Source organism: Pseudomonas corrugata (assembly GCF_050920615.1).
GTDB lineage: Bacteria > Pseudomonadota > Gammaproteobacteria > Pseudomonadales > Pseudomonadaceae > Aquipseudomonas > Aquipseudomonas corrugata.
On the sequence record NZ_CP130434.1, the window covers coordinates 1,432,099 to 1,444,884 of the forward strand.

The window sequence follows — 12,786 nt, forward strand, 5'->3', positions numbered from 1 at the left end:
CTGATCCACCGCTATCGCGAGCAGGCTCGCTCCCACAGGGGGAAGTCGTCAGCATGAAAAAGGGTGCCCACCGCGGCACCCTTTTTCATGCCCGGCGATTGGGCTATTCTCGACCTCTCCCGCGCCGTGCCAGAGCCGGGCGCAGACGCAGAGAACCCCTGATGATCACCAGCAAGCTGCCGAATGTCGGCATCACCATTTTCACCCAGATGTCCCAGCTCGCCGCGCAGACCGGCGCGCTCAACCTGTCCCAGGGGTTTCCCGATTTCGATGGTCCGCAGGCCCTGCGCGATGCGGTTGGCCGGCATATCGCCCAAGGTCACAACCAGTATTCACCCATGACCGGGTTGCCGGCCCTGCGTCAGCAGATTGCGGCGAAGATCGCCCGCAGTTATGGCGCCAATGTCGACGCCGATCAGGAAGTCACCGTGACCCCCGGAGCGACCCAGGCGATTTTCTGCGCCATCGCAGCGGTGGTTCAGAGCGGCGATGAAGTGATCGTGTTCGACCCTTGCTATGACAGCTACGAACCCTCTGTCCAATTGGCCGGTGGGCGTTGCGTGCACGTCCAGCTGGGACTGGATGACTTTGCCATCGATTTCCAGAAGCTCGGCGAAGCTCTGAGCCCGCGTACGCGGATGATCATTCTCAACACGCCCCACAACCCCAGCGGCGCCTTGATCAGTCGCGCCGAGCTGGATCAATTGGCGGCGTTGATCCGTGATCGCGATATCTACCTGATCAGCGATGAGGTCTATGAACACCTGGTGTTCGACGATGTGCCCCATGCCAGCGTGCTCGCCCATGAGGAACTGTACCGTCGCGCCTTCGTGGTCAGTTCGTTCGGCAAGACCTACCACGTCACTGGCTGGAAAACCGGCTACGTCGTAGCGCCACCGGCCCTGACGGCGGAGTTGCGCAAGGTCCATCAGTACGTCAGCTTCTGTGGCGTGACGCCGCTGCAATACGCCCTGGCCGACTACATGGCCGAGCATCCCGAACATGTGGAAGAGTTGCCGGATTTCTACCAGGCCAAGCGCGACCTGTTCTGCGATCTGCTGGCCCCGTCGCGGTTCAGCTTCAAGCGCGTGACCGGTACCTATTTCCAGTTGGTGGATTATTCGCATATCCGCCCGGACCTGAACGATGTCGACATGGCGGTCTGGATGACCCGTGAGCACGGCGTGGCGACGATTCCGGTGTCGGTGTTCTACCAGACCCCACCCGAAGGCCAGCGCCTGGTGCGCCTGTGCTTTGCCAAACGCGAGGAGACGCTGCGCGAAGCAGCGGAAAAACTATGCGTGATCTGAGCGCGTTGCCAAACCTCAACATCGCCCTGATCCAGACCACCCTGACCTGGCATGACCGCCAGGCCAACCTGGAACATTTCGAAGGCCTGCTGGAGCAGGCGCGGGGTGCTGATCTGGTCATCCTGCCGGAAATGTTCACCACCGGGTTTTCCATGGAATCGCAAACCCTGGCGGAGCCGGAACACGGGCTTACCAGCGTATGGATGCGGACCCAGGCGGCAAGGCTGGATGCGGTGATCACCGGCAGCGTGATTGTCCAGGCCGCTGACGGCAGCCATCGCAATCGCCTGCTCTGGGTGCGACCGGACGGCGAGGTGCTGCACTACGACAAGCGCCATCTGTTTCGCATGGCCGGCGAACACGATCACTACACGCCGGGCGAACGCCAGGTGCTGTTCGAGCTCAAGGGGTGGCGGGTCCGTCCGTTGATTTGCTACGACCTGCGTTTCCCGGCCTGGAGCCGCGACGCCGACGACACCGATCTGTTGCTGTACACCGCCAACTGGCCGGGGGCCCGGCGCCAGCACTGGAACCGCCTGCTGCCCGCCCGCGCCATCGAGAACCTGTGCTACGTGGCGGCAGTGAACCGCATCGGCACCGACGGCAAGGGCTTTGCCTATACCGGCGACAGTCAGGTGCTGGACTTCCAGGGCGAAACCTTGCTCAGCGCAGGGGAGGCTGATGGTGTGTTCATGGTGAGTTTGAATGCAGCGGACCTGGCGGCGTATCGCACGCGGTTTCCGGCGAACCTGGATGCCGACCGTTTCGAATTCATCTGATTGAAACGATTCAGCCCTTAAGAAGCGCTGTTGCGTGCCGATAACGGGTCAGCCAAGGAGGAGTCCACATGACCACGATCAGCGCAACTACCGTAAATCCTTATCCACTCTCGGCCCCAAAGGTCCGGATCGGCGGGGCGGCCGAAGAAACGACGGCCACTTCGCCGGCATCGACCGATGCGGGTGATGAGAAGGAACAATCACTGAAAGTCGATACCAGCGGCGCCAACATCGCCGGGGCGCCTGCCGCCGGTGGTGTGGATACCGTCGAGCAGTTGAAGAAGCAGATCGAGCAGGCCGAAAAGCTGTTGGCCCAGCAGCAGGCCGAACTGGCCCGTGTGCAAAAGAGCCAGGCCAGCGAAGAGCAGAAGATCCAGCAAGCGATGGCCATCCAGACCCAAATCATGGGCACCCAGGCCGCTTTGCAGAGCCTGCGGGCCTCGTTGTTGCAGGCCATGGCCGGTTCTGTCGACACCCATGCCTGAGTTTTTGGTTGTTTGATCATTCCCACGCTCCGCGTGGGAACGAGGCCCCAGGGTTCACACCCCGGGGCCTTTTTGCATTGCAGCCGCGAATCAGGCCGCCTTGGCCTCAGGCTGGCTCAGCGAGCGGTTCAGTGCGCTGAACAGAGCCTTGAAGCTGGCGGTGGTGATGTTTTCATCGATGCCCACGCCGTGCACCGCACGTTCACCGTTGACCCGCAGTTCGATGTACGCCGCGGCCTTGGCGTTGGTGCCGGCGCCGATGGCGTGTTCGTTGTAGTCCATGATCTCCACGGGGATCGGCAGGCCGGCCACCAGTGCCTCCAGCGCGCCGTTGCCCTTGCCGCGCCAGTGCAGGTTGGTTTCGCCCTGGCCCTTGCTGGCGACTTCCACTTCCACGGCGCTGTTGCCGTTCTCTTCCTGCAGGCGATGGCTGACCAGCGCGTACGGGGTGTTGGCTTGCAGGTATTCGCGCTGCAGCAGGCTGTGGATCTGCTGGGCGGTCATCTCGAGGCCGAGACGGTCGGTCTCGCGCTGAACCACCTGGCTGAATTCGATCTGCATGCGACGCGGCAGGCTGATGCCGTACTCCTGTTCCAGCAGGTAGGCGATGCCGCCCTTGCCCGACTGGCTGTTGACGCGAATCACTGCTTCGTAGCTGCGACCGATGTCGGCCGGGTCGATCGGCAGGTATGGCACTTCCCACAGCGTGTCGGATTTCTGCTGGGCAAAGCCCTTGCGAATGGCATCCTGGTGCGAGCCGGAGAACGCGGTGTGAACCAGGTCGCCGACATAGGGGTGGCGCGGGTGCACCGGAATCTGGTTGCACTCTTCGACCACTTTGCGCACGCCGTCGATGTCGGAGAAATCCAGCTCAGGGTGGATGCCCTGGGTGTAGAGGTTCAGCGCCACGGTCACCAGGTCGACGTTGCCGGTGCGCTCGCCGTTACCGAACAGGCAGCCTTCGACACGGTCGGCGCCGGCCATGAGGCCCAGTTCGGTGGCGGCTACGCCGGTACCACGGTCGTTGTGGGTGTGCAGGCTGATGAGCACGCTGTCACGACGGGTGATGTTGCGATGGAACCACTCGATCTGGTCCGCGTAGACGTTCGGGGTGGCGACTTCCACGGTGGCGGGCAGGTTGAGGATCACCTTGTGCTCGGGTGTCGGGTTCCAGACTTCGATCACCGCGTCACAGACTTCCTTGGCGAACTCCAGCTCAGTGGCGCTGAACGTCTCTGGCGAGTATTCGAACTGCCACTGGGTTTCCGGCTGTTGGGCGGCGTATTTGACGAACAGCTTGGCCGCATTCACTGCGATTTCCTTCACGCCTTCCTTGTCCTGATTGAACACGATGCGGCGGAACGACGGGCAGGTGGCGTTGTACAGGTGGACAATGGCTTTCTTCGCGCCGCGCAGGGATTCGAAGGTGCGGGCGATCAGGTCTTCACGGGCCTGGGTCAGCACCTGGATGGTGGTGTCGTCCGGGATGTGGCCTTCTTCGATGAGGGTGCGCACGAAGTCGAAGTCAGTCTGCGAGGCGGCCGGGAACGACGCTTCGATTTCCTTGACGCCCACGGCGACCAGGGTTTTCCAGAAGCGCAGTTTCTTGACCGCGTCCATCGGCTCGATCAGCGACTGGTTGCCATCGCGCAGGTCGGAGCTGCACCAGATCGGCGCGGCGGTGATGGTCTTCGACGGCCAGGTACGATCCGGCAGGTTGATGGTCGGGAAGGCGCGGTATTTGGAAGACGGGTCTTTGAGCATGCTCATGGGCGGAATCCTTATTGTCTTGGCCGGAAAAAGGCGGCCTGCCGGTGGTTCGAACGGGGGTGGCTCTGCAGCCTGGACGGGGTGCCGCGATTCAGCCCGGCAGTCGTGCGCTGACGAGGCACAGGCTGCGGTGCTGGCGAAGCTGAATGAGGGTGTGAGAGGTTTTCATGCCCTCAACCCTAACCGGGTGGGGGGAGGATCGCAAGCAGTCGGAAAAAATTGAGATAAGTTCTGCTTTGTCGAAGGTTTTCGAGATTTTATTGCGATATTTTGTGGGGATTGTCGGTTTATTGCGTTGAAGTTTGTCGCTTGGCAATCTCTGGAACAGGGGTGCATGTGCCGGCCTCATCGCGAGCAAGCTCGGCTCCCACAGGATATTCGACGCTTTCGAAATGGCGCAGTACCTGTGGGAGCCGAGCTCGCTCGCGATGAGGCCAGTAGGCTCACCACAAAAAACTCAGGGCTCGAACGCCCCGATGAAAATCGCCGGATCCACCCGCGCATCGTTCAGGCTGATGTTCCAATGCATGTGCGGTCCGGTTGCTCGACCTGTAGAGCCAACCTTGCCCACCACCGCGCCCCGGGCCAGTTGCTGGCCGACCTTCACGTCGATCTTCGACATGTGGCAGAACATGCTGATGAAGCCCTGGCCATGGTCGACGAACACGGTGTTGCCGTTGAAGAAGTAATTGCCGGTGAGGATCACCTTGCCGGCCGCCGGCGTCTTGATCGGCGTGCCGGCGGGCACGGCGAAGTCCAGGCCGGCGTGGGGGTTGCGTTCTTCGCCGTTGAAGAATCGACGTACGCCAAACCGGCTCGACAGCGGACCGCTGACCGGTTTGTCCAACAGCAGGTTACTGGGGATGTTCGGGCTGAAGCTGCGGTAGGCCTTCAACTGCACGGCCAGCTCGGCGTTGATGCGCTTGAGGTCCGCGGGGTTCGGGTTGACCTGGCGTTTGTTCTTCAGGGTGATGCGCTGCTCGGGGTACTTTTTATAGCCGACCACGAACGGCTGGGTACCGCCGCCGCTGCTGATCTGCTGGGTGCCCGGCTGGACGGTCAGCGGGATGCCGACAATAGCCAGCCAGTTGTTCTGTTCCTTGACCACGAGCACCGGCTTGCCCTGGTAAGTGGCTTTCGGCGCCTTGGCCGCGCTGCCCAGGTCGACCACGGCCACGCCACCCGGAACCGGTTTGTTCAGCAGGCGGGTGATGTAACTGTCGGCGTGGGCGTTGAGAGTCAGGCACAGCAAAAGCAGGGGAGCTAGAAGTCGCGGCATGGATCAATCCAGTAGAGAAAGGGTGACCGGTGTCAGGTGATTGTCTTCGACCCGTACCAGCAGCTCGCCTTCGCCGAGTCGGGCCGTCAGGCGCTGGCCGGTCCGGGTCTGTTCGGCACTGCGGATCGCATGACCGCGTTCATCCAGCAGAATGCTGTAGCCGCGGCCGAGGGTCGCCAGGGGGCTGACGATGTGCAGCGTTTGCATCTGGTTGTGCAATTGCACGCGTCGCGCTTTCAAGCCTTCGCGCATGGCCCGAGGCAGGCGTTCGGCCAGGCTGTCAAGGCGCTGGCGCAGCAGCGCCAGGTGGCGGCCTGGATGTTGTCCGGCCAGGCGCGTTTCCAGGCGGATCAGACGTTCGCGACGGGTATTGAGGCTGCGTTCGAAGGCCCGGCGCAGGCGCATGTCCAGATCGTCCAGGCGCTGGGCCTGTTGGCGCAGGCGTTCGCCGGGGTGACGCAGTCGTCGGGTCAGGCCTTCGAGGCGCAGTTGGTCGCGCATCAGACGGTCACGCATACGCATCACCAACCGCCGATGCAGGCTTTCGACCCGGCGTACCAGATCGCTCGCGTCCGGCGCCAGCAGTTCTGCTGCGGCGGACGGGGTCGGGGCGCGCACGTCGGCGACGAAATCGCTGATGGAAACGTCGGTTTCATGGCCGACGGCGCTGACGATCGGCGTCACGCAGGCATCCACGGCCCGGGCCACGGCTTCTTCGTTGAAACACCATAAGTCTTCCAGGGAACCGCCGCCTCGGGCCAGGATCAGCGCATCGAAACCCCGGGCGTCCGCCAGCTTCAGGGCGCGGACGATCTGCGCGGTGGCTTCGCGGCCCTGCACGGCGGTAGGGATCAGTGTCAGGGCAACTTGCGGCGCACGGCGACGGAACACGCTGATGATGTCGCGGATCACCGCGCCGGTGGGCGAACTGATGATGCCGATACGTTGCGGGTGCGCGGGCAGAGGCACCTTGCGCTCGGCGCTGAACAGGCCTTCGGCGCTGAGTTTTTCCTTCAGGGCATCGAAGGCCAGGCGCAGGGCGCCATCGCCGGCCGGCTCCACGGTGTCGAGAATCAGTTGATAATCGCCACGGCCCTCGAACAGCGAAACCTTGCCGCGTACCTTGACCGCCAATCCGTCCTTCAAGGCCTGGCGCACCCGCGCGGCGTTCTGCCGGAACAGTGCGCAACGCACCTGGGCGCCGCTGTCCTTGAGGGTGAAATACACGTGGCCGGAGGCGGGGCGGGCGAGGTTGGAGATTTCGCCCTCGACCCAGATGTTGCTGAACACGTCCTCGAGCAACACTCGCGCGCGGCCGTTGAGCTGGCTGACAGTCAGGACCTCGCGGTCCAGGCCCAGGCGGGCAAAGGGATCTTTAATCATGGGCGGCATGATAAGGGCATTTGCCGCTTAATCTCCATGTGTAGAAACAATTGGACCGGGTTGCTTTCATCGCGAGCGGGCTCACAATGACCGCATGGAACCCTGTGGCGAGTGACCTGACTGGTGCCTGCCAGCGGCCTCGCGCTGATCGGGCGCTGCCTGAGTCCTTGACCTTGTTTGGCCAGGGATTAAGCTGCCGGCCTCCATTTTTATCCTGTGGAGCAAAGCTTGCTCTCACAAAGAAACGCCAGGCCTTGCCATGAACTCCCAAAGCATCATCGTCCCGAAAATCTCCACCTTGCCGGTCCATGAGCCTCGGGCCCGGGCGATCGTGCGCTGGCTGGTGCGCAAGAACATTGTCGAGGAACAGTTGACCACCTGTGGGCGCACCGGCAATCGCATGGCCCACGCCATCGCCCCTGGCGCCCGCGCCGTGGTCCTGCGTCCCGATGCCTTGCCGTTCGACGAGCCGGTCAACGGCCTGGAGATCATCACCAAGCGCTGCATCTATACCCCGGCCAAGGACTTTCTCGAGGAAGCGGGTTGCGCCGAATGCCGCCGGGAAATCGGCGAGGCGCTGTTCGAAAGCCTGGAGGACTGGATGCCCAACCGCACCGACAACTTCACCTGCCCCGAATGCGGGCATGAAGATGACATCAACGGCTTCCTGTTCCTGCAGCCCTGCGGCTTCTCCAACCTGGGGTTCATCTTCAACAACTGGCTGGAGGCGGGGTTCAAGCAGGACTTCCTCGACGAATTCGCCGATTGGCTGGATCAGCCAGTGAGTTGGGTGCAGGTGGAGTTGTAGGTAGGCACACTGGAGACTGCTTTTGTGGCGAGGGGATTTATCCCCGCTGGGGCGCGAAGCGGCCCTAAACCCAGGCTGTGCGGTACATCAGGCATATGAGTCGACCACCTTGGGACTGCTGCGCAGTCCAGCGGGGATAAATCCCCTCGCCACAGGGGGGCGGTGTACCGCCGCAGTGGAGCGATCAGCCCCGTCAATCACCCCGCCAATAATAGGCAGAGTTTTACATTGAGCCAGACGGTGTGCATGAGTATAATGGCGCGCTTCCATTTTCCCGCTCGGGAGCCCCCGCGATGCTGCGTATCAGCCAAGAAGCTCTGACCTTCGACGACATTCTCCTAGTGCCTGGTTATTCCGAGGTGCTGCCTAACGAAGTCAGCCTCAAAACCCGTCTTACCCGTGGCATCGAACTGAATATCCCGTTGGTTTCCGCTGCCATGGACACCGTGACCGAAGCCCGTCTGGCCATTGCCATGGCCCAGGAAGGCGGTATCGGTATCATCCACAAGAACATGACCATCGAACAGCAGGCCGCCGAAGTGCGCAAGGTCAAGCGGTTCGAGGCTGGCGTGGTCAAGGACCCGATCACCATCGAGGCCGATGCCACGGTGCGCGATCTGTTCGAACTGACCCGCATGCACAACATCTCCGGCGTTCCGGTGCTGCACGATGGCGACCTGGTCGGCATCGTCACCTCCCGCGACGTGCGTTTCGAGAACCGCCTGGATGCCACCGTCCGTCAAGTGATGACGCCTAAAGAGCGCCTGGTCACCGTCAAGGAAGGCACCAGCAAGGACGAAGTCCGCGAATTGCTGCACAAGCACCGCATCGAGCGCGTGCTGATCGTCGACGACAAATTCGCCCTCAAGGGCATGATGACCGTCAACGACATCGAAAAAGCCAAGGCCTACCCGCTGGCCAGCAAGGACGACCAGGGTCGTCTGCGCGTCGGTGCCGCGGTCGGTACCGGCAAGGACACCGGTGATCGCGTCGCCGCGCTGGTCAATGCCGGCGTCGACGTGGTGGTGGTCGACACCGCCCACGGCCATTCCAAGGGCGTGATCGACCGCGTTCGCTGGGTCAAGCAGAACTTCCCTGAAGTGCAGGTGATTGGCGGCAACATCGCCACCGGCGCTGCCGCCAAGGCCCTGGCCGAAGCTGGCGCCGACGCGGTCAAGGTCGGTATCGGCCCTGGCTCGATCTGCACCACCCGGATCGTCGCCGGTGTCGGCGTGCCGCAGATCAGCGCCATCGCCAACGTCGCCGCCGCCCTTGAAGGCACTGGCGTACCGTTGATCGCCGACGGCGGCATCCGTTTCTCCGGTGACCTGTCCAAGGCCATCGTGGCCGGTGCTTCTGCCGTGATGATGGGCTCGATGTTCGCCGGTACCGAAGAAGCACCGGGCGAGATCGAACTGTTCCAGGGGCGTAGCTACAAGGCTTACCGTGGCATGGGTTCGCTGGGCGCCATGTCCCAGGCCCAGGGCTCTTCCGACCGCTACTTCCAGGACTCCTCCGCGGGTGCCGAGAAGCTGGTACCGGAAGGCATCGAAGGTCGTGTGCCGTACAAAGGCACCCTGACCGCGATCATCCATCAGCTGATGGGTGGCCTGCGTTCCTCGATGGGCTACACCGGCAGCGCCAACATCGAAGAGATGCGCACCAAGCCGGAGTTCGTGCGCATCACCGGCGCTGGCATGGCCGAGTCCCATGTCCACGACGTACAGATCACCAAGGAAGCGCCGAACTACCGCGTAGGTTAAGGCTTCCAGCAAAACGTTAATCACCGGGGCTGTTCATTCAGCCCCGAGTTGTTTCTGATTCACTACATGAGAATGAGTCATGGCCCTCGACATTCACGCTCACCGCATCCTGATCCTCGACTTCGGTTCCCAGTACACCCAGCTGATTGCCCGCCGCGTGCGTGAAATCGGCGTGTACTGCGAATTGCACCCGTTCGACATGGATGACGAAGCGATTCGCGAGTTCGCTCCCAAAGGCGTCATCCTCGCCGGCGGTCCCGAGTCCGTGCACGAAGCCGACAGCCCGCGCTGCCCGCAAGCGGTGTTCGACCTGGGCGTACCGGTCTTCGGCATCTGCTACGGCATGCAGACCATGGCCGAGCAGCTCGGCGGCAAGGTGGAAGGCTCCGACCTGCGTGAGTTCGGTTATGCCCGTGTTGACGTGGTCGGCAAGAGCCGCCTGCTGGATGGCATCGAAGACCATGTCGACGCCGATGGCCTGTTCGGCCTGGACGTGTGGATGAGCCACGGTGACAAGGTCACCAAGATGCCGGAAGACTTCCACATCCTCGCCAGCACCCCGAGCTGCCCGATTGCCGGCATGTTCAGCGACGAGCGTCGTTACTACGGCGTGCAGTTCCACCCGGAAGTGACCCACACCAAGCAGGGCGGCCGCATCCTGTCGCGCTTCATCCTCGACATCTGCGAGTGCGAAGCCCTGTGGACACCGTCGAAAATCGCTGAAGACGCCATCGCCCAGGTGCGCGCCCAGGTCGGTACCGACAACGTGCTGCTGGGCTTGTCCGGCGGCGTCGACTCGTCGGTGGTCGCTGCGCTGCTGCACAAGGCCATTGGTGATCAACTGACCTGCGTCTTCGTCGACAACGGCTTGCTGCGCCTGCACGAAGGCGAGCAAGTGATGGCCATGTTCGCCGAGAACATGGGCGTCAAGGTGATCCGCGCCAACGCCGAAGAGCAGTTCCTGACCAACCTGGCCGGCGAGTCCGACCCGGAGAAGAAGCGCAAGATCATCGGTCGTACCTTCATCGACGTGTTCGATGCCGAATCCTGCAAGCTCGACAACATCAAGTACCTGGCCCAGGGCACCATCTATCCCGACGTGATCGAGTCGGCCGGCGCCAAGAGTGGCAAGGCCCACGTGATCAAGTCTCACCACAATGTCGGTGGCCTGCCGGAAGAAATGAACCTCAAGCTGGTCGAGCCGCTGCGCGAGCTGTTCAAGGACGAGGTCCGTCGCCTCGGCCTGGAACTGGGCCTGCCTTACGATATGGTCTACCGCCACCCATTCCCAGGCCCGGGCCTGGGCGTGCGGATCCTCGGTGAAGTGAAGAAGGAATACGCCGACCTGCTGCGTCGCGCCGACCACATCTTCATCGAAGAACTGCGCAAGGCCGACTGGTACCACAAGGTCAGCCAGGCGTTCGTGGTGTTCCAACCGGTGAAATCCGTCGGCGTGGTCGGCGATGGCCGTCGCTACGCCTGGGTCGTGGCCCTGCGTGCGGTGGAAACCATCGACTTCATGACCGCTCGCTGGGCACACCTGCCGTACGAGTTGCTGGAAACCGTCTCGGGTCGCATCATCAACGAAATCGACGGCATCTCCCGCGTCACTTACGACGTGTCGAGCAAGCCGCCGGCGACGATTGAGTGGGAATGATTGGACGTCCGGTATTGTCCGGCACAATCTAGCAAGAAATACCCTGAAGCCCGCGTAATTGCGGGCTTTTGGCTTTTTGGGTCTGGCAAGTTCAGGTAGCGTTCTGCATCGCCAAGCATGGTTTTTTTATGGCATGGTACGGGGTACCAACTGCATCCGATGCCATGCATGACGCTTGATACCATGTCCCTTGTTTTAAGATCGGCATGGTATCGGGAGAGCCAAGAGGCCCGGTTTTACTGGGGTTAAGCCCCATTCTCCCGCGCTTTTCAGAGCATGGTATTTTTTCATGGAATAAATGGAAGCCATGCTTACTGATACCAAGCTTCGAAACCTCAAGCCGCAAGACAAGCTCTACAAGGTGATTGACCGCGATGGCTTGTACGTGGCGGTCACACCGGCCGGCTCAATCTCCTTCCGCTACAACTACTCCATCAATGGCCGGCAGGAGACCATCACCTTCGGTCGTTATGGCTTGGGCGGGATCACCCTGGCAGAGGCACGTGAGCGGCTAGGGGAGGCGAAGAAGATGATCGCCGCAGGTAAGTCCCCTGCTAAGGAAAAGGCGCGCGCGAAGGCTCGTACCAAGGGCGCAGAGACCTTTGATGATTGGGCTGAAAAATGGCTGCGCGGCTATCAGATGGCGGACTCGACACGCGATATGCGCCGGTCAGTCTATGAGCGCGAATTGAAGCCGAAGTTTGGCAATCAGAAGCTCGCTGAGATCACTCATGAGGATCTGCGGGCGCTGACTGATGCGATAGTGGAGCGGGGGGCGCCTGCAACTGCTGTCCACTCCCGTGAGATCGTGCTACAGGTCTATCGCTGGGCCATTGAGCGTGGCCAGAAGGTTGAAAACCCAGCGGACCTAGTGAGGTCTGCCAGCATCGCCAAATTTGAGCCACGTGATCGGGCGCTGACGCCTGATGAAATTGCGCTGATGTACCAGTACATGGATCGGATCGGAACAGCGACGTCGGTTCGTGCCGCAGCCAAACTCCTGCTGCTGACGATGGTGCGCAAAAGCGAGCTGACCAATGCGACGTGGAGTGAAATTAATTTCAGCGAGGCGCTATGGACGATCCCCAAAGAGCGGATGAAGCGCCGAAACCCTCATTTGGTGTTTCTGTCCCGGCAGGCATTGGATTTCTTCATTGCATTGAAAACTTTGGCCGGAGGTTCTGATTACATCCTGCCGTCACGCTACGACTCCGATTTACCAATGAGTGCCGCCACGATCAACCAGGTACTGACACTCACCTATCGCCTTGCCCAAAAGGAGGGGGTGCCGCTAGGTAAATTCGGCCCCCACGACCTGCGCCGTACGGCTAGCACGCTGTTGCATGAGGCGGGCTACAACTCCGACTGGATCGAGAAGTGCCTCGCGCACGAACAGAAAGGTGTGCGAGCCGTTTACAACAAGGCCGAGTATCGGGATCAGCGCCGTGCGATGTTGCAGGATTGGGCCGACATGATTGATGAATGGACTCTCAAGAAACCTCGGAAAACAAATGAATAGCTTTCCTGCTCACCCCGCATTTCAAGTCGCTTA

Annotated in this window: 10 protein-coding genes; 7 read left to right on the forward strand and 3 right to left on the reverse strand. The window is 61.6% G+C overall.

Going from position 1 to position 12,786, the window contains the following annotated elements; translation table 11 throughout:
• Positions 1 to 161: 161 nt before the first annotated feature.
• From QZH45_RS06380 to QZH45_RS06390, 3 genes are all read left to right on the forward strand, one after another.
• The gene (locus QZH45_RS06380; RefSeq protein ID WP_024777072.1) at positions 162 to 1,310 is read left to right on the forward strand and encodes a pyridoxal phosphate-dependent aminotransferase; all 1,149 of its coding nucleotides are present in this window, start codon (positions 162 to 164) and stop codon (positions 1,308 to 1,310) included.
• Positions 1,298 to 2,089 (forward strand): amidohydrolase, encoded by a 792-nt coding sequence (locus tag QZH45_RS06385; protein WP_053192646.1) that lies wholly within the window; start codon positions 1,298 to 1,300, stop codon positions 2,087 to 2,089. The genes QZH45_RS06380 and QZH45_RS06385 overlap by 13 nt, the downstream gene beginning before the upstream one ends.
• A gap of 68 nt (positions 2,090 to 2,157) precedes the next feature.
• A complete protein-coding gene (locus tag QZH45_RS06390) occupies positions 2,158 to 2,574 on the forward strand; it encodes a hypothetical protein (protein ID WP_024777058.1) in 417 nt (138 codons plus the stop codon).
• A 90-nt stretch (positions 2,575 to 2,664) separates the two neighbouring features.
• Here the strand turns inward: QZH45_RS06390 and leuA are convergent, their stop codons facing one another.
• The 3 genes from leuA to xseA all read right to left on the reverse strand — a co-directional run bounded on the left by leuA (position 2,665) and on the right by xseA (position 7,006).
• The gene (gene leuA / locus QZH45_RS06395) at positions 2,665 to 4,344 is read right to left on the reverse strand and encodes a 2-isopropylmalate synthase (protein WP_053192650.1); all 1,680 of its coding nucleotides are present in this window, start codon (positions 4,342 to 4,344) and stop codon (positions 2,665 to 2,667) included.
• Between the two features lie 457 nt (positions 4,345 to 4,801).
• Entirely contained in the window at positions 4,802 to 5,623 is an 822-nt protein-coding gene (locus QZH45_RS06400) for a M23 family metallopeptidase (RefSeq protein WP_024777060.1), read from the reverse strand.
• A gap of 3 nt (positions 5,624 to 5,626) precedes the next feature.
• Positions 5,627 to 7,006, reverse strand: a complete 1,380-nt coding sequence (xseA, locus tag QZH45_RS06405) for an exodeoxyribonuclease VII large subunit (RefSeq protein WP_055135784.1) — start codon at positions 7,004 to 7,006, stop codon at positions 5,627 to 5,629.
• A gap of 259 nt (positions 7,007 to 7,265) precedes the next feature.
• Between xseA and QZH45_RS06410 the strand changes: the two genes are divergently transcribed.
• The 4 genes from QZH45_RS06410 (at position 7,266) to QZH45_RS06425 (ending at position 12,753) form a co-directional block, all read left to right on the forward strand.
• Entirely contained in the window at positions 7,266 to 7,814 is a 549-nt protein-coding gene (locus QZH45_RS06410) for a hypothetical protein (protein ID WP_055135785.1), read from the forward strand.
• 293 nt (positions 7,815 to 8,107) lie between these two features.
• Positions 8,108 to 9,577 carry an IMP dehydrogenase gene (gene guaB / locus QZH45_RS06415; RefSeq protein WP_024777063.1) on the forward strand — a complete coding sequence of 490 codons (1,470 nt, stop codon included), beginning with the start codon at positions 8,108 to 8,110 and terminating at the stop codon, positions 9,575 to 9,577.
• 79 nt (positions 9,578 to 9,656) lie between these two features.
• Positions 9,657 to 11,234 carry a glutamine-hydrolyzing GMP synthase gene (gene guaA, locus QZH45_RS06420; RefSeq protein WP_053192656.1) on the forward strand — a complete coding sequence of 526 codons (1,578 nt, stop codon included), beginning with the start codon at positions 9,657 to 9,659 and terminating at the stop codon, positions 11,232 to 11,234.
• Positions 11,235 to 11,541: 307 nt separating this feature from the next.
• On the forward strand, positions 11,542 to 12,753 hold the full coding sequence (locus QZH45_RS06425) for a tyrosine-type recombinase/integrase (protein ID WP_055135797.1): 1,212 nt from the start codon (positions 11,542 to 11,544) through the stop codon (positions 12,751 to 12,753).
• The last annotated feature ends 33 nt before the right edge of the window (positions 12,754 to 12,786 follow it).

Bases quoted from the DNA above. Each gene is read 5' to 3' on its own strand.
- QZH45_RS06380 (WP_024777072.1), top strand. From the start codon at position 162: ATGATCACCAGCAAGCTGCCGAATGTCGGCATCACCATTTTCACCCAG.
- QZH45_RS06385 (WP_053192646.1), top strand. From the start codon at position 1,298: ATGCGTGATCTGAGCGCGTTGCCAAACCTCAACATCGCCCTGATCCAG.
- QZH45_RS06390 (WP_024777058.1), top strand. From the start codon at position 2,158: ATGACCACGATCAGCGCAACTACCGTAAATCCTTATCCACTCTCGGCC.
- leuA (WP_053192650.1), bottom strand. From the start codon at position 4,344: ATGAGCATGCTCAAAGACCCGTCTTCCAAATACCGCGCCTTCCCGACC.
- QZH45_RS06400 (WP_024777060.1), bottom strand. From the start codon at position 5,623: ATGCCGCGACTTCTAGCTCCCCTGCTTTTGCTGTGCCTGACTCTCAAC.
- xseA (WP_055135784.1), bottom strand. From the start codon at position 7,006: ATGATTAAAGATCCCTTTGCCCGCCTGGGCCTGGACCGCGAGGTCCTG.
- QZH45_RS06410 (WP_055135785.1), top strand. From the start codon at position 7,266: ATGAACTCCCAAAGCATCATCGTCCCGAAAATCTCCACCTTGCCGGTC.
- guaB (WP_024777063.1), top strand. From the start codon at position 8,108: ATGCTGCGTATCAGCCAAGAAGCTCTGACCTTCGACGACATTCTCCTA.
- guaA (WP_053192656.1), top strand. From the start codon at position 9,657: ATGGCCCTCGACATTCACGCTCACCGCATCCTGATCCTCGACTTCGGT.
- QZH45_RS06425 (WP_055135797.1), top strand. From the start codon at position 11,542: ATGCTTACTGATACCAAGCTTCGAAACCTCAAGCCGCAAGACAAGCTC.